General features: G+C 36.7%; 23 protein-coding genes and 4 tRNA genes. 26 read left to right on the top strand and 1 reads right to left on the bottom strand.

Translation table 11 applies throughout. From position 1 onward, the window contains the following. The first annotated feature begins 565 nt into the window (after positions 1-565). The 10 genes from rpmH to spo0J all read left to right on the top strand — a co-directional run bounded on the left by rpmH (position 566) and on the right by spo0J (position 9,610). The gene (rpmH, locus tag NLJ82_RS27100) at positions 566-700 is read left to right on the top strand and encodes a 50S ribosomal protein L34 (RefSeq protein ID WP_000831901.1); all 135 of its coding nucleotides are present in this window, start codon (positions 566-568) and stop codon (positions 698-700) included. Between the two features lie 76 nt (positions 701-776). Beyond that, positions 777-1,124, top strand: coding sequence for a ribonuclease P protein component (gene rnpA / locus NLJ82_RS27095; RefSeq protein WP_000726630.1), 348 nt, complete (start codon positions 777-779; stop codon positions 1,122-1,124). A gap of 52 nt (positions 1,125-1,176) precedes the next feature. Then, the gene (gene spoIIIJ / locus NLJ82_RS27090; protein WP_000727751.1) at positions 1,177-1,944 is read left to right on the top strand and encodes a YidC family membrane integrase SpoIIIJ; all 768 of its coding nucleotides are present in this window, start codon (positions 1,177-1,179) and stop codon (positions 1,942-1,944) included. Then, positions 1,941-2,558 carry an RNA-binding cell elongation regulator Jag/EloR gene (gene jag / locus NLJ82_RS27085; RefSeq protein ID WP_254754615.1) on the top strand — a complete coding sequence of 206 codons (618 nt, stop codon included), beginning with the start codon at positions 1,941-1,943 and terminating at the stop codon, positions 2,556-2,558. The genes spoIIIJ and jag overlap by 4 nt, the downstream gene beginning before the upstream one ends. A 226-nt stretch (positions 2,559-2,784) precedes the next feature. Beyond that, a complete protein-coding gene (gene mnmE, locus NLJ82_RS27080; RefSeq protein WP_000393773.1) occupies positions 2,785-4,161 on the top strand; it encodes a tRNA uridine-5-carboxymethylaminomethyl(34) synthesis GTPase MnmE in 1,377 nt (458 codons plus the stop codon). Between the two features lie 46 nt (positions 4,162-4,207). Further along, positions 4,208-6,097: a tRNA uridine-5-carboxymethylaminomethyl(34) synthesis enzyme MnmG gene (gene mnmG, locus NLJ82_RS27075; RefSeq protein ID WP_000541033.1), complete on the top strand. Its 1,890-nt coding sequence runs from the start codon at positions 4,208-4,210 to the stop codon at positions 6,095-6,097. A 21-nt stretch (positions 6,098-6,118) separates the two neighbouring features. Next, positions 6,119-6,838, top strand: a complete 720-nt coding sequence (gene rsmG, locus NLJ82_RS27070; protein WP_001019621.1) for a 16S rRNA (guanine(527)-N(7))-methyltransferase RsmG — start codon at positions 6,119-6,121, stop codon at positions 6,836-6,838. 104 nt (positions 6,839-6,942) lie between these two features. Next, a complete protein-coding gene (noc, locus tag NLJ82_RS27065; RefSeq protein ID WP_000799029.1) occupies positions 6,943-7,815 on the top strand; it encodes a nucleoid occlusion protein in 873 nt (290 codons plus the stop codon). A 189-nt stretch (positions 7,816-8,004) separates the two neighbouring features. After that, positions 8,005-8,766 (top strand): sporulation initiation inhibitor protein Soj, encoded by a 762-nt coding sequence (gene soj, locus NLJ82_RS27060; protein WP_000516114.1) that lies wholly within the window; start codon positions 8,005-8,007, stop codon positions 8,764-8,766. Beyond that, positions 8,759-9,610: a stage 0 sporulation protein Spo0J gene (spo0J, locus tag NLJ82_RS27055; RefSeq protein WP_001051836.1), complete on the top strand. Its 852-nt coding sequence runs from the start codon at positions 8,759-8,761 to the stop codon at positions 9,608-9,610. The genes soj and spo0J overlap by 8 nt, the downstream gene beginning before the upstream one ends. A gap of 20 nt (positions 9,611-9,630) precedes the next feature. On the opposite strand, the gene yyaC is transcribed toward spo0J, so the two are convergent. Beyond that, the gene (gene yyaC, locus NLJ82_RS27050; protein ID WP_001020719.1) at positions 9,631-10,227 is read right to left on the bottom strand and encodes a spore protease YyaC; all 597 of its coding nucleotides are present in this window, start codon (positions 10,225-10,227) and stop codon (positions 9,631-9,633) included. A 259-nt stretch (positions 10,228-10,486) separates the two neighbouring features. Between yyaC and NLJ82_RS27045 the strand changes: the two genes are divergently transcribed. The 16 genes from NLJ82_RS27045 to walR all read left to right on the top strand — a co-directional run bounded on the left by NLJ82_RS27045 (position 10,487) and on the right by walR (position 22,139). Continuing rightward, complete coding sequence (locus NLJ82_RS27045) at positions 10,487-11,368, top strand: mechanosensitive ion channel family protein (RefSeq protein WP_000382911.1); 882 nt, start codon at positions 10,487-10,489, stop codon at positions 11,366-11,368. Positions 11,369-11,388: 20 nt separating this feature from the next. Next, the gene (locus NLJ82_RS27040) at positions 11,389-11,586 is read left to right on the top strand and encodes a DUF951 domain-containing protein (RefSeq protein WP_000436051.1); all 198 of its coding nucleotides are present in this window, start codon (positions 11,389-11,391) and stop codon (positions 11,584-11,586) included. 115 nt (positions 11,587-11,701) lie between these two features. After that, positions 11,702-12,802, top strand: a complete 1,101-nt coding sequence (gene ychF, locus NLJ82_RS27035; RefSeq protein ID WP_000524669.1) for a redox-regulated ATPase YchF — start codon at positions 11,702-11,704, stop codon at positions 12,800-12,802. A 191-nt stretch (positions 12,803-12,993) separates the two neighbouring features. After that, on the top strand, positions 12,994-13,284 hold the full coding sequence (gene rpsF / locus NLJ82_RS27030) for a 30S ribosomal protein S6 (RefSeq protein WP_001233779.1): 291 nt from the start codon (positions 12,994-12,996) through the stop codon (positions 13,282-13,284). A gap of 26 nt (positions 13,285-13,310) precedes the next feature. Further along, on the top strand, positions 13,311-13,832 hold the full coding sequence (gene ssb / locus NLJ82_RS27025; RefSeq protein WP_000981967.1) for a single-stranded DNA-binding protein: 522 nt from the start codon (positions 13,311-13,313) through the stop codon (positions 13,830-13,832). A 45-nt stretch (positions 13,833-13,877) separates the two neighbouring features. Then, a complete protein-coding gene (gene rpsR, locus NLJ82_RS27020; RefSeq protein WP_000918873.1) occupies positions 13,878-14,111 on the top strand; it encodes a 30S ribosomal protein S18 in 234 nt (77 codons plus the stop codon). A gap of 80 nt (positions 14,112-14,191) precedes the next feature. Then, positions 14,192-15,127 carry a YybS family protein gene (locus tag NLJ82_RS27015; RefSeq protein ID WP_001246427.1) on the top strand — a complete coding sequence of 312 codons (936 nt, stop codon included), beginning with the start codon at positions 14,192-14,194 and terminating at the stop codon, positions 15,125-15,127. 78 nt (positions 15,128-15,205) lie between these two features. Continuing rightward, positions 15,206-17,179: a DHH family phosphoesterase gene (locus NLJ82_RS27010; protein ID WP_001113896.1), complete on the top strand. Its 1,974-nt coding sequence runs from the start codon at positions 15,206-15,208 to the stop codon at positions 17,177-17,179. Next, positions 17,176-17,622: a 50S ribosomal protein L9 gene (rplI, locus tag NLJ82_RS27005; RefSeq protein ID WP_000864231.1), complete on the top strand. Its 447-nt coding sequence runs from the start codon at positions 17,176-17,178 to the stop codon at positions 17,620-17,622. Before NLJ82_RS27010 ends, rplI begins: the two co-directional genes overlap by 4 nt. Before the next feature lie 27 nt (positions 17,623-17,649). After that, on the top strand, positions 17,650-19,011 hold the full coding sequence (gene dnaB, locus NLJ82_RS27000) for a replicative DNA helicase (RefSeq protein ID WP_001286244.1): 1,362 nt from the start codon (positions 17,650-17,652) through the stop codon (positions 19,009-19,011). 215 nt (positions 19,012-19,226) lie between these two features. Then, on the top strand, positions 19,227-20,516 hold the full coding sequence (locus NLJ82_RS26995) for an adenylosuccinate synthase (protein WP_000100224.1): 1,290 nt from the start codon (positions 19,227-19,229) through the stop codon (positions 20,514-20,516). Positions 20,517-20,656: 140 nt separating this feature from the next. After that, a tRNA-Lys gene (locus tag NLJ82_RS26990) sits at positions 20,657-20,732 on the top strand. Between the two features lie 13 nt (positions 20,733-20,745). Further along, a tRNA-Glu gene (locus tag NLJ82_RS26985) sits at positions 20,746-20,817 on the top strand. Positions 20,818-20,838: 21 nt separating this feature from the next. Then, positions 20,839-20,914, top strand: a tRNA-Asp gene (locus tag NLJ82_RS26980). A gap of 41 nt (positions 20,915-20,955) precedes the next feature. Beyond that, positions 20,956-21,028 (top strand) — tRNA-Phe (locus tag NLJ82_RS26975). Positions 21,029-21,431: 403 nt separating this feature from the next. Beyond that, positions 21,432-22,139, top strand: a complete 708-nt coding sequence (gene walR / locus NLJ82_RS26970) for a cell wall metabolism DNA-binding response regulator WalR (protein ID WP_000971872.1) — start codon at positions 21,432-21,434, stop codon at positions 22,137-22,139. Positions 22,140-22,141 lie beyond the last annotated feature (2 nt).

Genomic DNA, 22,141 nt, shown 5'->3' with positions numbered 1-22,141 from the left:
AGGTGTCCCTCCTTTACTAAGATGGTAAAAGAATAAGGTTGCGCAACAAATGTACAACCTAAATAAATATAAAATGTATATTTATACGAAACGTATTTTAAAACCTAAAAACGTCGTTTGTATATGAGATAGGGTTTTCGACAAAAAAAGCAAATGTGGATAATCATTTACCCACATGTGATTAAAACTGTCCACATGTTATACACAAATTGTGGATAAGATAATGATGTGGAAAACTTATTCAAAGTGAAAACACAACTATAATATCAAAAAAAAGTAGCTATAGCAATGAAATTAAGAAAGTTATCCACAAAATCAATACCTTGTGGAATAAACTTGTCCACAACACGATATACTGTGTAAAAGTACGAAAAGAGTTTGTGGATATAAAAAACAGAAAAAAACATTTATCCACAAGGAAATATAGCGTCTGTGAAAAAGTATGTGAATAGGTTCAAAATGAATATTTGATGAAAATTTCTAGAACCATTGACATTTTCCTAGTTGATTAACTATAATTTATAAGACTGTCTTTAACAGATATTCCTCAGGGAGGTGTCATATAATGAAAAGAACTTACCAACCAAATAAACGTAAGCGCAGCAAAGTACATGGTTTCCGCAGCCGTATGAGCACAGCGAACGGACGTAAAGTGCTAGCAGCTCGTCGTCGTAAAGGAAGAAAAGTATTATCTGCGTAGACCACTGATCGTTCAGTGGTCTTTTTTTCTAATAATAGTGAATTTCCGCTGATGAACTACAGGAGTGTCAATTGATATGAAGAAAAAACATCGTATAAAAAAGAATGATGAATTCCAGACGGTTTTTCAAAAAGGAAAATCGACTGCGAATCGTCAATTTGTTGTGTATCAACTAGATAAAGAAGAGCAGCCAAACTTTCGTATTGGCCTTTCTGTCAGCAAGAAAATAGGAAATGCAGTAGTGCGTAACCGAATTAAACGTATGATTCGCCAGTCGATCACAGAATTAAAAGATGAGATAGATTCTGGAAAAGATTTTGTTATAATAGCAAGGAAGCCTTGTGCAGAGATGACATATGAAGAAGTAAAGAAAAGCTTAATTCATGTCTTTAAACGCTCTGGTATGAAAAGAATAAAAAAGTAGCGTAAGGAAATGAATTACACTATATACATACCGATACAAGGAGGAGTAGGCTTTGAAAAAGAAATTAGGTTTACTAGCCATGGTTGTTGTATTAATGGCGATTACTGCTGGCTGTAGTGAAGTAAATCAGCCAATTACACCAAAAAGCACTGGAATTTGGAATGAATACTTCGTATACCCGCTTTCTCAGTTAATTACGTATTTTGCCAACTTATTTGGTAGTAATTACGGTTTAGCGATTGTTGTTACAACTCTTATCATTCGTTTTGCATTATTACCATTAATGATTAAACAAACGAAGAGTACGAAAGCAATGCAAGCGTTACAACCAGAAATGGTGAAGTTAAAAGAGAAATATAGCTCTAAAGATCAAGCAACGCAGCAAAAACTACAACAAGAAATGATGCAGTTGTATCAAAAAAATGGTGTAAATCCATTAGCAGGATGTTTACCAATCTTTGTTCAGATGCCTATTTTATTCGCGTTTTACCATGCGATTATGAGAACATCAGAAATTAGTAAGCATACATTCTTATGGTTCGACTTAGGACAAGCAGATCCGTTCTATATCTTACCGGTTGTTGCGGCAATTACGACATTTATTCAGCAAAAACTTGCAATGGCAGGAACTGCTGGTCAAAATCCGCAAATGGCAATGATGATTTGGTTAATGCCAATCATGATTTTAATCTTTGCAATTAACTTCCCAGCTGCATTATCACTTTACTGGGTTGTTGGTAATATCTTTGGTATCGCTCAAATGTACTTGATCAAAGGGCCGGAAATTAAGGCTAGTAAGGCAGGAGGATCAAGCAAGTGAGTATAATTACTGCTAAAGGACAAACAGTCGAGCTGGCAGTACAGGATGCTTTAAGACAATTAAATGTTTCAAAAGACCGAGTAGATATAAATATTATCGATGAGGGTAAGAGAGGGTTCTTAGGTTTATTTGGGAACCGACCTGCAGTAGTAGAAGTTGTATTGAAGAAAGATCCAATTCAAGAATGTGAAGAATATTTAAAAAATGTTATTCACGATATGGGTGTGGAAGCTGAGATTAGTAAAATTGTAAAAGGACGCGAAGTTGAATTTACAATTTACGGCGAAAATGTGGGTGTTTTGATTGGAAAAAGAGGGGATACCTTGAATTCTTTACAGTATTTAACAAAACTTGTGGCGAATCGTAATACGAAGCAGTACATTGGTATCACATTAGATGCTGAAAATTATCGTAGTAAAAGAAAAGCTACGTTAGAAGCACTTTCTTATCGATTAGCCAAACAAGTAGTAAGTACGAAAAAAAGAGTTGTATTGGAGCCTATGCCATCTTTTGAACGAAAGATTATCCACCAAGCATTATCTAATCATCAAAGTATCATTACAACTTCTGAAGGAAAAGAACCACATCGACATGTTGTAATATCTTCCAAGTGACCGGTTACTCAATTGAGTGCCGGTTTTTTTGAGGGGAAAATAGGTGTGGATAACTAAAAAACACTAAACTTATCCACTGTGAATAAGTTTAGTGTTTTTTACATGAGGACATAATAAAATGAGTTATTATTCTTTTGTAGATAGGTTCGTTATGGTATTCTAATAATTTAGTGAAGAAAATAATCATGTTGAAATAGAGATAAATAAGCAAGTGAGGTGAAAGGACATGGAATTTGATACAATTGCCGCGATTTCCACAGCGCTTGGAGAGGGTGCAATTGCCATTGTTCGAGTAAGTGGGGATGATGCGGTTGAAAAGGTTAATCGTATTTTTAAAGGGAAGGATTTAACAGAGGTTCCTTCTCACACAATTCATTATGGTCATATTGTTGATTTAGATACAAATCAGGTTATTGAAGAAGTAATGGTGTCTATTATGCGTGCACCGAGGACTTTTACACGTGAAAATATAGTAGAAATTAACTGTCACGGTGGGCTTGTTTCGGTAAATAAAGTATTGCAGCTTATTTTAGCGCAAGGAGTACGATTAGCGGAGCCTGGTGAATTTACAAAACGTGCTTTTTTAAATGGCCGTATTGATTTATCACAAGCAGAAGCTGTTATGGACTTAATCCGTGCAAAAACAGATCGAGCAATGAACGTAGCGATTAATCAAATGGAAGGACGATTATCTAAATTAATCGGCCGTCTGCGTCAGGATATATTAGAAACGTTAGCTCATGTTGAGGTAAACATAGATTACCCGGAATATGATGATGTGGAAGAAATGACACATAATATTTTAATTGAGAAAGCTACACATGTTCGTGCTGAAATTGCAAAAATATTAGAAACATCAAAGCAAGGAAAGATTTTACGTGAAGGTATTGCTACTGCAATCATTGGTAGACCTAATGTTGGGAAATCATCGCTATTAAATAGTCTCGTTCAGGAGAAAAAGGCAATTGTAACTGATATTGCAGGAACAACTCGTGATGTTATTGAAGAGTACGTTAATGTGCGTGGTGTACCACTTAAACTTATAGATACGGCCGGAATTCGTGAAACAGAAGATGTTGTTGAACGAATTGGTGTAGAGCGTTCAAAAGAAATGATGAGTCAAGCTGATTTAGTGTTAGTTGTCGTTAATTATAGCGAAGCTTTAACGAATGAGGATGAAGATCTATTCCGTGCCGTACAAGGAAAAGATTTCATTGTTATTGTAAATAAGACAGATTTACCGCAAGCAATTGATATGGAACGTGTTATAGAATTAGCAGCGGGGAATCGTGTTATTACAACGTCGTTAATTGAGGAACAGGGAATAGATGAGCTTGAAACGGCAATCGCTGATTTATTCTTTGAAGGAACAATTGATTCTGCAGATGTAACATATGTTTCTAACGCGAGACATATTGGATTATTAACACAAGCAGGAAAAACAATTGGAGATGCAATTGAGGCGATAGAAAATGGTGTTCCAATTGATATGGTGCAGATTGATTTAACAAGAACGTGGGAAATACTTGGTGAAATTACTGGTGACACCGTTCATGAGAGCTTAATTGACCAGTTGTTCTCTCAATTTTGTTTAGGAAAATAATATAGTGATGTTTCAGAAAGATAGAGATTATTAGGAGGAATAAACAATGGGATACAATGCCGGTTCATACGATGTCATAGTAATCGGTGCAGGTCATGCAGGATGTGAAGCTGGTCTTGCGGCAGCACGAATGGGCTCCAAAACATTAATGTTAACAATTAACTTAGATATGGTAGCGTTTATGCCATGTAACCCTTCTGTTGGTGGACCAGCAAAAGGGATTGTTGTTCGTGAAATTGATGCATTAGGCGGAGAAATGGGACGCAACATTGATAAAACGCATATTCAAATGCGTATGTTAAATACAGGTAAAGGGCCAGCTGTACGTGCACTGCGAGCACAAGCAGATAAGTTCTCTTACCAGCATGAATTAAAGAAAACAATTGAAGAAACACCAAACTTAACGTTGTTCCAAGGAATGGTAGAGCGTTTGATCGTTGAAGATGGCGAATGTAAAGGGGTAATTACGCAAGCTGGTGCTGAATATACAGCAAAAACAGTCGTAATTACGACTGGTACGTTTTTACGTGGTGAGATTATTATGGGAGATTTAAAATATTCGAGTGGTCCAAATAATCAACAACCATCTATTACGTTATCGGAACATTTAGAGGAGCTTGGATTTGATCTTGTTAGATTTAAAACAGGTACACCTCCGCGCGTAAATAGTAATACGATTGATTACAGTAAAACAGAAATTCAGCCAGGTGACGATAAGCCACGCGCTTTCTCTTTTGAAACGACAAAGTTTATTATGGATCAAATTCCATGTTGGTTAACGTATACAAGTACGGAAACACATCGTTTAATAGATGAAAACCTACATCGCTCAGCTATGTATTCTGGTATGATTAAGGGAACAGGTCCTAGATATTGTCCTTCAATTGAAGACAAAGTAGTAAGGTTTAATGATAAACCACGTCATCAAATTTTCTTAGAGCCAGAGGGACGTAACACACAAGAAGTGTACGTACAAGGTTTATCCACAAGCTTACCAGAAGACGTACAGCGTGATATGCTTAGAACAATCCCTGGTCTAGAAAATGTTGAAATGATGCGTACAGGTTATGCAATTGAATATGATGCAATTGTGCCAACGCAACTATGGCCAACACTTGAAACGAAAAAAATTAAAAATTTATATACAGCAGGACAAATTAACGGAACTTCTGGTTACGAAGAGGCAGCAGGACAAGGGCTTATGGCCGGAATTAATGCAGCATGTCGTTCTTTAGGTAAAAAAGAAGTTATTTTAGGTCGTGAGGATGCTTATATTGGTGTCTTAATTGATGATCTTGTAACGAAAGGGACGAATGAACCATATCGTTTATTAACGTCTCGTGCAGAGTATCGTCTATTATTACGCCATGATAATGCGGATCTTCGTTTAACTGAAATTGGTCATGAAATTGGATTAATTAAAGAAGAACGCTATGAGCGATTTACAAATAAAAAATTACAAATTGAACAGGAAAAGGAACGTTTAAGTAGCATTATTATTAAACCACGTCCTGAAGTTCAAGAATTAATTCGCAATATTGGTGGAAGTGAATTGAAAGATGGAATACGTGCAAGTGACTTATTACGTCGTCCAGAGATGACATATGAGCATATCCATCTTTTAGTACCAAGTGAAGTAGAATTAAGTGATGAAGTTACAGAACAAGTTGAAATTCAGATTAAGTACGAAGGATATATCGAAAAATCTTTACAGCAAGTAGAGCGTATGAAGAAGATGGAAAGTAAAAAAATTCCTGTCGATATTGATTATGATGCGATTTCTAGCCTTGCATCAGAAGCTAGACAGAAATTGAAAGATGTTCGTCCACTTTCAGTGGGGCAGGCTTCACGTATATCGGGCGTAAATCCAGCAGACATTTCCATTTTACTTGTGTATATTGAACAAGGAAAAATTGCGCGAGTATCGAACCAATAAATAGTAAGGAGATATTGTTAGATGAACATAGAACAATTTCAATCTATGCTAGAAGAGAAGGGTATCACCCTCTCTTCTAGACAGTTAGAGCAGTTCGAAATCTACTTCGAAACATTAGTAGAATGGAATGAAAAAATGAATTTAACGGCTATTACGGAAAAAGAGGAAGTATATTTAAAACACTTTTTTGATTCCATTACAGCTGCTTTTTATTACGATTTTTCTAAACCATTCTCAATTTGTGATGTTGGCGCAGGAGCTGGATTCCCAAGTATTCCTTTAAAAATCTGTTTCCCGCATTTAAAAGTGACGATTGTAGACTCATTACAAAAACGTATTAATTTCTTAAATCATTTAGCACAAAAGTTGGAATTGAGTGACGTCGCGTTTTGTCATGATCGTGCTGAAACATTTGGAAAAAAAGAAGGTGTACGTGAAGCGTACGACATTGTAATGGCACGTGCAGTCGCACGTCTTTCAGTATTAAGTGAGCTGTGTTTACCACTTGTAAAAGTTGGGGGAACATTCATTGCAATGAAAGGTGCTGCAGCAAACGAAGAAATTGAAAATGGCAAGTATGCTTTAGAGGTGCTAGGCGGGGATTTAAAAGAAATGTCTACGTTCCAATTACCGTTTGAAGAAAGTGAACGTAATATTTTATTAATCGAGAAAAAGCGCAAGACACCAAAGAAATATCCACGCAAACCGGGAACACCCAATAAATTACCTATTGAAAAATAAATCTTATTAGACGTAAGATTAAATTATATAAATGAAAACGTAAATGTTTCATAGGAAACATTTTATGGAGAATAGTCAATAGGCCTAAAGGTGGTGGAATATGTATGAAAAATACGTTTTCTCGTTTATTTGGCTTTGGAGATAAAGAGAGCGAATTCGAATTACAAGACGAAAGCCATGAAGAAATAGATAAAAAGGTATATGAAGAAATACAAGAAATTCCGATAGTAAATATTACCCCTAACCGTTATCAACCACGAACAGTTTTTGATGACGCGCGTATTGAGGAACTAGCATTAACGATTCGTACACACGGACTTATTCAGCCAATTGTTGTGAGGCAATATGAGGATGAGAAGTACGAGATTATTGCTGGAGAAAGGCGTTTCCGTGCAGCAACAAAGTTAGGGTGGGAAAAGGTTCCTGCAATTATAAAAAACTTAAATGATACAGAAACAGCTTCTGTGGCTTTAATTGAAAATTTGCAACGTGAGGAACTAACAGCAATCGAGGAAGCTGTGGCATATCAAAAGCTAATTGAGTTACATAATTTAACGCAAGAAGCATTGGCACAAAGACTCGGAAAAGGACAATCCACAATCGCAAATAAGTTGCGATTGTTAAAGTTGCCTGAAGAAATAAAAAATGCGTTATTAGAAAAAAGTATTACAGAACGCCATGCCCGTGCGCTCATCCCTTTAAAGAATGAGGAATTACAACTGAAGGTTTTACAGGAAATTGTGGAGAAACAACTGAATGTAAAGCAAACAGAGGAACGAATTGCGAAATTACTAGAGGAAGCAAAACCGAAGCGTAAGGCAAAGCAAAAAGCAGTAAGTCGAGATACGAGAATTGCCATGAATACAATTAGGCAGTCATTACAAATGGTTGCTGACAGTGGTTTAAATGTTAATTCTGAGGAAGAAGAGTTTGACGAGTACTATCAAATTACAATTCAAATTCCGAAGAAAAAATAATAATGGTGTGTTAGAGACCTGATCCTATTGGATAGGTCTCTTTTACTATATTTTCTTGTTAGATGAAGAAGGAGTTTACAAATAAATTTTGAAGTTTAATAAGGACGTAAAAGAAAAACTTTTATTTCATGTTACAATAAACGTAATTGTTACTAGAATAAGATAGAAAGGTTGAAAGTAGGTGACATCATGGGAAAAATCATTGCTATAGCCAATCAAAAGGGTGGCGTTGGAAAAACAACAACATCTGTTAATTTAGGGGCTGGATTGGCACAAGTAGGTAAAAAGGTCCTTCTTGTAGATATTGATGCTCAAGGAAATGCAACGACGGGTGTGGGAATTGAAAAATCCGAATTAGATCAATGTATTTACAATGTTCTTGTGGAAGATGCAGATGTTCAAGGGGTTATACAGAAAACCGCAACTGAAAACTTAGATGTTCTACCCGCTACAATTCAATTAGCAGGTGCTGAAATTGAATTGGTACCGACTATTTCCCGGGAAGTACGTTTGCAAAGGGCATTACAGCCAGTTCGTGATGAATATGATTATATTATTATCGACTGTCCCCCGTCCTTAGGGTTATTAACGATTAATGCATTAACTGCAGCAGATTCTGTTATTATTCCTGTTCAATGCGAATATTACGCACTAGAAGGGTTAAGTCAGCTATTAAATACAGTTCGACTTGTGCAAAAGCACTTAAATAAAAATCTAGCAATTCAAGGCGTATTGCTAACAATGTTAGATGCCCGTACAAATTTAGGGATTCAGGTTATAGATGAAGTGAAAAAATACTTTAGAGATAAAGTATACCGTTCGATTATCCCTCGTAATGTTCGTTTGAGTGAAGCACCAAGTCATGGGAAACCAATTATGCAGTATGACGCTAAATCAAGAGGGGCAGAAGTATATATAGATTTAGCAGAGGAAGTGATTGCAGGTGGCTAAAGGATTAGGAAGAGGAATCAATGTGTTTTTTCCTGATTTAGATGTGAAAGAAGAAGAGACAATTCAGGAGATTACGATAACTGAATTAAGACCGAATCCATATCAACCACGTAAACACTTTAATAAAGAGGCGATTCAGGAATTATCGGCCTCTATTAAAGAGCACGGCATATTACAACCATTAATTGCTAGAAAGAGTATTAAAGGATATGAAATTGTTGCAGGTGAAAGAAGATATCGTGCTGCTAAAGAGGCGGGACTCGAAAAAGTACCTGCCGTTGTAAGACAATTAAATGAGCAGCAAATGATGGAGTTTGCATTGCTTGAAAACTTACAACGAGAAGATTTAAATCCAATGGAAGAAGCGATGGCATATCAAATGTTAATGAATGAGCTAAATGTGACGCAAGAACAATTAGCAAAACGTCTTGGTAAGAGTAGACCTTACATTGCAAACTATACGCGATTATTAAGCCTCCCTTCTTTTGTGCAAGATATGATTGCAAACGGTCAACTTTCAATGGCTCATGGGAGAACTTTACTTACGATAAAAGATGAAGAGCTGTTGAAATCTTTACTGAAACGAATTGAAAAAGAAGGATTAAATGTTCGTCAATTAGAGAAAATTGTTCAGGAGATTAATCAACGCGTTTCACGTGAAACAAAACAAGTAAAAAAAGAGAGAAACATATTTTTCGTAGAACGCGAAACGTTCTTAAGAGAAAAGTTTGGCACAGAGGTAAAAATTAAAGAAACAAAAAAGGAAAAAGGTAAAATCGAAATTGAATTTTTCAATAAAGAAGATTTAAATCGTATTTTAGAATTATTAGCGCAGCAAAACTAAAAAGCAAACCATCTTATTATTTATAGATGGTTTGCTTTTTTTAATACAGATAATTTTTGGTCTGTTTCTTTTATGCTTTGTGCAATTACATCAGCCATTTTCATAACTAAACTTAATCTTGTATTTTGCAGGACGAAAAACTCCATAAAACCATTTAGATTTACGATGCCATGAATATGTAAATCACCAACTGCTGGTAATTTCTTGTTCATAGCAGCTCCGGGTTTACTAGGTCCCATTCCGGTAGTGATGGAACCGATACTTTGAGACTTTCCTAAACAGGCATCAACCGCAATTATAAATGAAGTAGGATTATCTTTCTGTATATTCTGAATTTTTTCCTCTAAGTTTAGCGCATGTACTGGATCATCTAGTGTGCCGAACACTTGGAAGTTTGTAATTTCTACTTGTTCTAGTTTCGTACCGACTAACGGACCGAGTGCATCTCCTGTGGAACGATCTGTTCCGATACAAACGAGAATGATTGGTATATGAGTTTTAATAGGGATATGGGAAAGTAAGAAGTTACTAATTGTCTCGGAGGCTTCTAAATCTTGGTGCATAACATTTTGAGTTTCTTTTTCGAAAAAAGGTAAGCGAAAACTTCCAATATTCATGAAGCACCCATCCTTTTAATAAATTTTCAAAATATGTTATATGGTGAGTAAAATGGAAAACTATAAGTGCGTACTTGCTGTAAAACTTAAGTGAGAACGGAAATAATAGTACTAGTATATATATATTCGTTCCATTTTATACCTGCATGGCGGTTAACAAATGGAATTAAAGACATAAAATTTTTTCAGCAATTAGGAGACTTCTGATACAATAAGAAGGATAACTAAAAAGAAATTTTGGCTGGAGAGGTAGAGGTACATGGATGTATTAACGAAGTGGTTTAATGCTACGAAACAGTATTTATTAGATGCTGATCGTTGGGCTCATATTGGAATTGCGACATTAAAAATATGTATCATTTTAACAATTGGTGCAATTGTAGTGCGAATTGCAAGAGCGGTTGTACGAAATGCGTTTCGTATGGGAAGTCGTTCTCCAATTCAAATTTCAGAACGTCGTACAGTTACGGTAGCGAAGTTACTTGAAAATATTGTGGCATACGTTGTTATGTTCATTATGTTAATTGCGATTTTAGGTGTGTTTAATATTAATGCATCAGGTTTATTAGCCGGTGCTGGGGTAATTGGTTTAGCAGTCGGATTTGGTGCTCAAAGTTTAGTGAAAGATGTTATTACAGGGTTATTTATCTTGTTAGAAGATCAATTTTCAGTTGGTGACTATGTGAAAATTGGTCAGTTTGAAGGTGTCGTTTTAGAAATTGGACTTCGTACAACGAAAGTGAAAAGTTGGACAGGTGAAATTCATACTTTACCAAACGGAAGTATTGTTCAGGTTACCAACTATTCAGTTAGTAATAGTGTAGCATTTGTTGACGTATCTATTTCGTATGAGGCTGATATAGCAAAAGCAGAGCAAGTCATTGAAGAATTATTAGAAGAATTACCTGCACAATATGAGCAAATGGTAACAACGCCTCAGTTATTAGGCGTGCAAACATTAGCTGCATCAGAAGTTATATTACGTGTTATTGCAGAAGTAGAGCCGATGCAACATGCAGTTATTGCAAGGGCACTTCGTAAAGAAATTAAAAATCGTCTAGATTTACATGGTATTGAAATTCCATATCCACGTATGGTTTTATATAATCGTGAAGAGTTAGTGAGTGGAAAAGCAATTTAATATGGAGAGGGGTTTGGAGAATGGAGCAAAAGCAGTATAACTTGTACGATGTTGTGGAAATGAAGAAAGCCCACCCATGTGGGGAGAATCGTTGGAAGATTATTCGTATGGGAATGGATATCCGCATTAAGTGCGAGGGATGTGACCATTCAGTAATGATTCCTCGAAGAGAGTTTGATCGTAAGGTGAAAAAAATACTTGTGAAGCACGAAGAATAGAGAGAAAGTAACAGTTACAGTGGGTAGCTGTTACTTTTTTTCGTTTGGAGGAAACTTGTCATTTTTTTCGTTACTATCTATAATGATGAAAGATTGAGACATAGGAGTGAAAAATATGGGATTAACGGCTGGGATTGTTGGATTACCTAACGTAGGAAAGTCCACTTTATTTAATGCAATTACACAAGCAGGAGCAGAATCTGCAAACTATCCATTCTGTACAATTGATCCAAACGTAGGAATTGTAGAAGTACCAGATGAGCGTTTAAATAAATTAACGGAATTAGTAGAACCGAAAAAAACTGTTCCGACTGTATTTGAGTTTACTGATATTGCAGGTATCGTAAAAGGTGCGAGTAAAGGTGAAGGTTTAGGAAATAAATTCTTATCTCACATTCGCCAAGTAGATGCAATTTGCCAAGTTGTTCGTTGTTTTGAAGACGAAAATATTACGCATGTTTCAGGTAAAGTAGACCCAATTGATGATATTGAAACAATCAACTTAGAGCTAATCTTAGCAGACTTAGAATCTGTTGATAAACGTATCGAACGTGTTGCGAAATTAGCAAGACAAAAGGATAAAGAAGCAGTATATGAGCATGAAATTTTAGTACGTTTAAAAGAAGCTTTTGAAGAGGGTAAACCAGCTCGTACTGTTGAATTTACAGAAGAGCAAATGAAGATTGTTAAAGGTCTTCATTTACTGACAACGAAAGAAATGTTATACGTAGCAAACGTAAGCGAGGACGATGTTATCGATCCTTCTGAAAACAAATACGTACAAATGGTAAAAGAATTTGCTGCAAATGAAAATTCTCAAGTAATCGTTGTATGTGCAAAAATCGAATCAGAAATTGCTGAGCTAGACGAGGAAGAGAAAAAAGTCTTCCTTGAAGAACTGGGCATTGAGGAATCTGGTTTAGATCAATTAATTCGTGCTGCATATGATTTATTAGGACTTGCTACTTACTTCACAGCAGGTGTGCAAGAAGTACGTGCATGGACGTTCAAACAAGGTATGAAAGCACCACAATGTGCCGGCGTAATTCATACAGACTTTGAGCGTGGATTTATTCGTGCAGAAACAGTTTCTTACGAAGACTTAATGACAAACGGTTCTATGACAGCTGCAAAAGAAGCTGGTAAAGTTCGTTTAGAAGGAAAAGAGTATATCGTAAAAGACGGAGACGTTATGCATTTCCGTTTCAACGTTTAATTTAATATTTCCTAGGAAAAATAAAGATATGAACTTGGCAAATATATTATGTGTTTGCCAAGTTTTTTATGTATGGGTGAGTTGATTCATCTAACTTACTATGATATAATCTAAACTCGTGAGTAATTACTATAAATTAATTGCTCCTTGCCCATTACGGGCCGTTTAGACCAAAAGGAGGTGAAAGTGTAATGAGAAAGTACGAAATTATGTACATCATTCGTCCTGGCGTTGAAGAAGAAGCTCAAAAAGCTTTAGTTGAACGTTTTGCAGGTGTTTTAACAAACAATGGTGCAGAAATCATTAACACGAAAGAGTGGGGTAAGCGTCGTTTAGCTTACGAAATCAACGACTTACGTGAAGGTTTCTACATGATCTTAAACGTGAATGCTAACGCAGAAGCGATTAACGAATTCGATCGTTTAGCTAAGATCAACGAAGATATCCTTCGTCATATCGTTGTTAAAGAAGAAGAAAAATAATTGATATATAAGGGAGAGTGGTTCGATTGATGAATCGTGTTATCCTCGTTGGTCGTTTAACTAAGGACCCTGACTTACGTTACACGCCCAATGGTGTTGCAGTAGCTACTTTTACGTTAGCTGTGAATCGCGCATTTGCGAATCAACAAGGTGAGCGTGAAGCTGACTTTATTAATTGTGTAATATGGCGTAAACAAGCAGAAAACGTAGCAAATTATTTGAAAAAAGGTAGCTTAGCAGGCGTAGATGGGCGTCTTCAAACTCGTAATTACGAGGGACAAGATGGTAAACGTGTATATGTAACAGAAGTTCTTGCGGAAAGCGTACAATTTTTAGAGCCGCGTAATGGCGGTGGGGAGCAACGTGGTTCATTTAATCAGCAACCATCAGGAGCTGGTTTCGGTAACCAAAGCTCTAACCCATTTGGTCAATCTAGTAATTCAGGCAACCAAGGTAACCAAGGAAACTCTGGATTTACGAAGAATGACGATCCATTTTCAAATGTAGGTCAACCGATCGACATTTCCGACGACGATTTACCGTTCTAATACAGTAAATTTGTTAGTTTTAACAAAGAATGGAGGGAAATAGACATGGCAGGACGCAAAGGTGGACGTGCGAAACGTCGTAAGGTGTGTTTCTTCACAGCTAACGGCATCACTCGCATCGATTATAAAGATGTTGATTTATTAAAACGTTTCGTTTCTGAGCGTGGTAAAATTTTACCTCGTCGTGTAACAGGAACAAGCGCAAAATACCAACGCAAACTTACAGTTGCAATTAAACGTGCTCGTCAAATGGCACTTTTACCATATGTTGGTGAATAATAGCGTATGAAATGCACAGTAGAGTCGGACTCTACTGTGCATTTTGCTATGCTTTTCTTTTTTGAAAGAGAGGTTAGATGATGAGGAATACGAAATTTATTACTGAAGGTGCGGCGTTGTTAGCAATATATGCAATGTTATTGCTTATATCTATGTATGTTCCAATTTTAGGCACAGTTGTAACGTTTGCGTTGCCGTTGCCATTTATATTGCTAACGATAAGATATAAAATATCTAATGCTTTTGTAATTTTTACGGCAGCGCTTTTTATTACTGTTATTGTTAGTCAACCGATGAACCTAGTAAAGACAACTATGTTTGGATTAATAGGTATCGTTTTAGGACATATGTATAAAAAACAAAAGAAGCCAGTAGAAATTTTGATGGCAGGGACGCTTGCTTACTTAATTGGTATTATGCTCATTTATGTTGCGAGTATAAAGTTTTTTAACATAGATTTAATGAAGCAAATGCAAAATATGTTTAATGAAAGTATGGCGCAAAGCGAAAAGATAGTTACAGCTGCGGGCATGCCTATTAGTAAAGAGCAAAAAGAGCTATTTGCACAATTTAATGATGTGTTACAAACGTTATTCCCAAGTTTACTTGTCATGGTCTCAGTATGTTTTTCTTGGATTACAGTTATGATATCAGGTAGTGTTTTGAGAAAGTTAAAACACGATGTCATACCTTGGCCTAAATTTAAGGATATACAATTACCAAAGAGTATTGTTTGGTATTACGTTGTATTTATTTTGCTATCAACTTTTATAAAAGTAGAACCGACATCATATTTACATATGGTATTTTCTAACCTATATGTCATATTTGCTTTACTACTCGTGCTGCAAGGTTTGACGTTTATCGCTTTTCTGGCGCATAGCAAAGGTTTTACGAAAGGGGTTCCTATTATTAGTTTTATCGCCTGCATGTTTATCCCGATGCTGTTTCCTCTTGTGACAATCTTAGGTATAATTGATTTAGGGATTTCATTGCGTTCTAAAATAGGAGGATAAAATAATATTCCTTATACTATTTTAATCTGTATTACTAACTGGAAGATAAGTTAGTTTTACTTTATAGGAGTTGTATACATGCCTGAATTTTATAAGAAACAGTGGTTTTTATATCCTGTTTACGTATTGGCATTTTTTGTGTTTGTGCTCATTTCAATCCTCTGTTATTTTCATTTACTAATGGGGATAGTCTCCTTCTTTATTTTTTGTATCGTCCTTTTTGTTGTTGTACGATTTGAACTTACTTTCCAAAAGAATTTTGAAAAACATACGACAGATATGATTACAAGGGTAAAGAAAGTGAGTAATGAGGCATTTAACCAGATGCCGATTGGTATTTTGTTATACAATAAGGATTATGGGATTGATTGGGCAAATCCTTATTTATCTTCATGTCTGGGGCAGCATGCATTAGCTGGATGGCACCTTTATGATGTATCAGAAACGTTACTTCTTTTTATTAAGGGAGAAACATCCGATGATATAGTCTCTTTAAATAATCGAAAGTTTCGTGTCTTTGTAAGGAAAGAAGAAAAGTTAATTTATTTCTTTGATGTAACAGAACAAACAGAGATTGAAAAGATGTACGAGGATCAACGTACTGTTTTAGCTGTCATTTATTTAGATAATTATGATGAAGTTACACAAGGATTAGATGATCAATTACGTACGAATATAACAAGTCTTGTGACATCCCGTCTAAATGAATGGGCCGTTAAGTATGGGGCATATTTAAAACGTGCATCTTCGGAAAGATTCTTCGTTGTACTAAATGAAAGTATTTTAGCGCAGATGGAGAAAGGGAAATTTAGTATTCTAGACCAAGTACGTGAAGAAACATCCAAAAGGAATATACCACTTACATTAAGTGTAGGTGTTGGATCAGGTGATTTACCTTTATCCGAGCTTGGGGCGATGGCTCAATCAGGTCTAGACCTTGCGCTTGGGCGTGGTGGAGATCAAGTAGCTATTAAACAAGCGACAGGTAAAGTTAAGTTTTATGGTGGTAAGACAAATCCGGTGGAAAAACGTACTCGTGTACGTGCCAGAGTGATTTCGCATGCATTAAAGGATTTAGTATTAGAAAGTAGCAATGTCATTATAATGGGGCATAGGGCTCCTGATATGGACGCAATTGGTGCTGCGATTGGTATTTTAAAGGTAGCGCAATTAAATGAGCGCAAAGGATATATTGTGCTCGATGAAAATGATTCTGATAAGGGAATTAAGCGTTTAATGGATAAAGTGAAACAAAATGAAGAGTTATGGTCTCACTTTATTACACCAGAACAAGCGATGGAATTTGCAAATGATGATTCATTACTTGTTGTTGTTGATACGCATAAGCCTTCAATGGTGATGGAAGAAAAGCTGTTACGCAAAATTGAAAATGTAGTTGTTATTGACCATCATCGCCGAGGAGAAGATTTTATTGAAGATCCATTGCTTGTTTACATGGAGCCATACGCTTCTTCCACGGCGGAACTTGTTACGGAATTACTTGAATACCAACCGAAAAATTTAAAAATGACAATGTTAGAAGCAACAGCATTATTAGCAGGTATTATTGTTGATACGAAAAGCTTTACATTCCGGACAGGTGCTCGTACGTTTGATGCTGCTTCTTATTTACGCTCACACGGTGCAGATACTGTACTTGTACAAGAGCTTTTAAAAGAAGATATGGATCAGTATTTACGGGTTGCAAAAGCTATTAAAAATGCGTACATTTATAAAAATGGAATTGCGATTGCAAAAGTTGATAGCGATGATTACTACGATCAAGTGCTTATTGCGCAATCAGCGGACACATTATTAACAATGACAGGAATTATTGCATCATTTGTTATTGCAAAACGTGGCGAGAATTTCATTGGAATTAGCGGCAGGTCTTTAGGTGAAGTGAATGTGCAGCTAATTATGGAAAACTTAGGTGGTGGCGGGCATTTAACGAATGCAGCCACACAAATGAAAAATATTACAGTAGACGAAGCTGAGGAGAAGCTTCGATTTGTTATTGATGACTATTTACAGGGAGGCACACAATCATGAAAGTAATTTTTCTAAAAGACGTAAAAGGTAAAGGGAAAAAAGGGGAAGTAAAAAACGTACCAGATGGTTATGCAAATAACTTCTTACTAAAACAAGGATTAGCTGCTGAGGCGACGAATAGCAGTATGAAAACTTTAGAAGCTCAAAAGCGCAAAGAAGAAAAAGATGCAGCAGCAGAGCTTGAAAATGCAAAACAATTAAAAGAAACGTTAGAGAAATTAACTGTAGAATTAAAGGCTAAATCTGGAGAAGGTGGCCGTCTATTCGGTTCAATCACAAGTAAACAAATCGTAGATGCAATGCAAAAATCTCACAATATTAAACTTGATAAGCGTAAATTTGAAATGGATGATGCAATTCGTGCATTAGGCTATACAAACGTTACTGTGAAATTGCATCCGCAAGTAACAGCAACAGTAAAAGTTCATGTTAGTGAACAATAAAACTAAGTTAAGCAAGGAGGATTGCGTATGAGTGATGTAATGGCTGATCGTACCCCTCCGCATAATATAGAAGCTGAGCAGGCAGTCTTAGGTGCTATATTGATTGATCAGGATGCGTTAACATCGGCATCGGAACTATTAGTACCTGACTCATTTTATCGAACGAAACATCAAAAGATTTTTGAAGTCATGCTTGGTTTATCTGATAAGGGGGAGCCAATTGACTTAGTAATGATGACGTCAGCAATGGCTGATCAAGGATTACTAGAAGAAGTTGGTGGGGTTTCTTACTTAGCAGAATTAGCAGAAGTTGTTCCGACTGCTGCTAACGTAGAGTATTATGCAAGAATCATCGCTGAAAAAGCACTGTTACGTCGTTTAATTCGAACGGCGACTCATATTGTGTCTGATGGATATGAGAGAGAAGATGATGTGGATGGTCTTTTAAATGAGGCTGAGAAAAAAATATTAGAAGTATCTCATCAGACGAATGCGAAAGCATTCCAAAATATTAAAGACGTTCTTGTAGATGCTTACGATAAAATCGAACTTTTGCATAATCAAAAAGGTGAAGTGACCGGGATACCGACTGGATTTACTGAATTAGATAAGATGACGGCAGGGTTCCAGCGAAATGATTTAATCATCGTAGCGGCACGTCCGTCGGTAGGTAAAACGGCATTTTCATTAAATATCGCACAAAACGTAGCGACGAAAACGGATGAAAATGTAGCGATTTTTAGTCTAGAGATGGGTGCTGATCAGCTTGTTATGCGTATGCTTTGTGCAGAAGGGAATATTGATGCACAAAGACTTCGTACCGGATCGTTAACTTCTGATGATTGGGCGAAATTAACGATGGCAATGGGTAGCCTTTCTAATGCTGGTATTTATATTGATGATACGCCGGGGATTAAAGTAAATGAGATTCGAGCAAAATGTCGTAGATTAAAACAAGAACAGGGTCTTGGTATGATCTTGATTGACTACTTACAGCTTATTCAAGGAAGTGGGAAATCAGGAGAGAACCGTCAGCAGGAAGTATCTGAGATTTCTCGTACACTAAAAGGGATTGCGCGTGAATTACAAGTTCCTGTTATTGCCTTGTCACAGTTATCTCGTGGTGTAGAATCTCGTCAAGATAAACGTCCGATGATGTCTGATATTCGTGAATCGGGAAGTATCGAGCAGGATGCCGATATCGTAGCCTTCCTATATCGTGAAGATTACTATGATCGAGAAACGGAAAATAAAAATACGATTGAAATTATTATTGCAAAGCAGCGTAATGGTCCAGTAGGCTCAGTAGAGCTCGCATTCGTTAAAGAGTTCAATAAGTTCGTTAACTTAGAACGTCGTTTCGAAGATGGACATGCGCCGCCGGCATAACGATAGTATAAAAAAGAAACGCATTTCTTATAATAAGATGTGTTTCTTTTTTTTTATAGAAAAGATAAGGCTTTCATAGTGTGAAAATATAATTCTTACGAACGAAAAAGTTTTTTGATAAAAAAATGTTCGCTTTTTGGTTGACTTCTTTTTCGGTTTTGGTACAATTATATTGTTTGAATAGATCGTTTGAAAATTGCGGAGGTGCTTTAATAATGTCTTCAGTAGTAGTTGTAGGAACACAATGGGGCGACGAAGGAAAAGGTAAAATCACTGATTTTCTTTCTGAGCATGCGGAAGTAGTTGCAAGATATCAAGGTGGAAATAACGCAGGACATACAATTGTTTTTGGCGGAGTTAAATATAAATTACACTTAATTCCATCTGGTATTTTCTATAAAGAGAAAATTTGTGTAATCGGAAACGGCTTAGTAGTAGATCCGAAAGCATTACTTGAAGAGTTAAAATACTTACACGATCGTGGTGTAAGTACTGATAATTTACGCGTAAGTAACCGTGCACACGTTATTTTGCCTTATCACTTAAAACAAGATGAGTTAGAAGAAGCAAGTAAAGGTGATAACAAAATCGGTACAACGAAAAAAGGTATCGGTCCTGCATACATGGACAAAGCTGCTCGTATTGGTATTCGTATGGCTGATCTTTTAGACCGTGAAGCATTTAAAGAGAAGCTTGAGCGCAATTTAGCACAAAAAAATCGTTTGTTTGAAAAAATGTACGATACAGAAGGTTTCAGTGTAGAAGAAATCTTCGAAGAGTACTTCGAGTACGGACAACAAATCGCGCAATATGTGTGTGATACGTCTGTTGTATTAAATGATGCATTAGATAATAATCACCGTGTATTATTTGAAGGTGCACAAGGTGTTATGCTTGATATCGACCACGGTACGTATCCGTTCGTTACATCTTCTAACCCAATTGCTGGTGGTGTAACAGTTGGAACTGGAGTTGGCCCTGCAAAAGTTACTCGCGTTGTAGGTGTATGTAAAGCATATACAAGCCGCGTAGGTGATGGTCCATTCCCTACTGAGCTTCATGATGAAATTGGTCATCAAATTCGTGAAGTTGGTCGTGAGTATGGAACGACAACTGGTCGTCCACGCCGCGTAGGTTGGTTTGATAGCGTTGTTGTAAGACATGCGCGTCGTGTTAGTGGTTTAACAGATTTATCATTAAACTCTATCGACGTTCTAACTGGTATTCCAACTCTTAAAATTTGTGTTGCTTACAAATACAATGGCGAAGTTATCGATGAAGTTCCAGCAAACTTAAACATTTTAGCGAAATGTGAGCCTGTATACGAAGAGCTTCCAGGTTGGACAGAAGATATTACTGGTGTAAGATCATTAGACGAACTTCCTGAGAATGCAAGAAAATACGTAGAACGTGTTTCTGAGTTAACAGGAATTCAATTATCTATGTTCTCAGTTGGACCAGATCGTAATCAAACGAATATCGTTCGTAACGTATACGAAGCTTAATTGATATTTTTAAGGAAAAACTCATGTCCGCATGAGTTTTTTCTTGTTTTTTATAAAAAATAAAAAAAGGTATTGCAAAAAATAAATAAAACATGTTATGATACATCTTGTCGTCACGAAAATATGACGTTGGTGAGTATGAGCCATTAGCTCAGTTGGTAGAGCATCTGACTTTTAATCAGAGGGTCGAAGGTTCGAGTCCTTCATGGCTCACCATTTTATTTTTCGTGGCCCGTTGGTCAAGTGGTTAAGACACCGCCCTTTCACGGCGGTAACACGGGTTCGAATCCCGTACGGGTCATGTTTTTTTATGTTCATTTTTGGTCCCGTGGTGTAGTGGTTAACATGCCTGCCTGTCACGCAGGAGATCGCCGGTTCGACCCCGGTCGGGACCGCCACTTTTGTTTATACCACCATTAGTGGTTTTATATATAGTTTTGGCTCGGTAGCTCAGTCGGTAGAGCAGAGGACTGAAAATCCTCGTGTCGGCGGTTCGATTCCGTCCCGAGCCACTCTCAGGATATTAAGTGGGCCCACTTAATATCCTTTTTATTTGTGTAATTTTACAAAATTGAGTAGTTATTTTAAAATAGAATGAGGAGCCTCTAGCAGTTGAAGCTAGAGGTTTTTCTATAGATCGTATAGGATTCCGTGTAAAAGTGGATCATACATGAGTCTGTGAGAATAGAGGAGAAAGTACTTAAGCAAAAGATGCGGTCATATAGGGACATACTATGTAGACATCAATGTGTTTAGGGATATTGACCATATTTTTACCCCGCTATTTAATGGGCAGTAAGGCCTCCACCTTAAAATTCAGCGAAAGCAAAGAAGCTAGGTGGAGGGAGGGCTGCCCGTGAAAGCCCAATTGGTGAGGGTTGATTAAAGCTTCACTTTATAAGGAGGAAATAAACGATGATGGGAAAGAAAATTTTAGTAGTTGATGATGAAAAGCCGATTGCAGATATTTTGAAGTTCAACCTAGAAAAAGAAGGTTTTGAAATTGTAATGGCGCACGATGGTGATGAAGCAATTGAAAAAGCGACTGAAGAACAGCCAGATATGGTTTTATTAGATATTATGCTACCAGGTAAGGATGGCTTAGAGGTTTGCCGTGAAATACGTAAAAGCTCAGAAATGCCGATTATTATGCTTACAGCGAAGGATTCTGAAATTGATAAAGTATTAGGACTTGAGCTTGGCGCAGATGATTATGTAACGAAGCCATTTAGTACGAGGGAATTACTTGCTCGCGTGAAGGCGAATTTACGTCGTCATCAGCAAGGTGGTGCGGCAGAAAAAGAAGAAAATACGGAAATGGTTATTGGACCAATTGTTATCAATCCAAATGCGTATAGTGTAACAAAACGTGAGGAAAATATTGAGCTTACACACCGTGAATTTGAGCTATTACATTATTTAGCAAAACATTTAGGACAAGTTATGACACGCGAACATTTATTGCAAACAGTTTGGGGTTATGACTATTTTGGAGATGTACGTACAGTGGATGTAACAGTACGTCGTCTGCGTGAAAAAATTGAAGATAATCCAAGTCATCCTACATTAATTGTCACTAGACGTGGAGTAGGGTATTACTTGCGTGATCCAGAGCAGGAATAGTA

It is taken from the genome of Bacillus paranthracis (assembly GCF_024296885.1).
In the GTDB taxonomy this organism is placed as follows: Bacteria; Bacillota; Bacilli; order Bacillales; family Bacillaceae_G; genus Bacillus_A; species Bacillus_A paranthracis.
The sequence above is the reverse complement of the archived record's forward strand: the minus strand, read 5'-3'. Positions and strand labels throughout refer to the sequence as shown.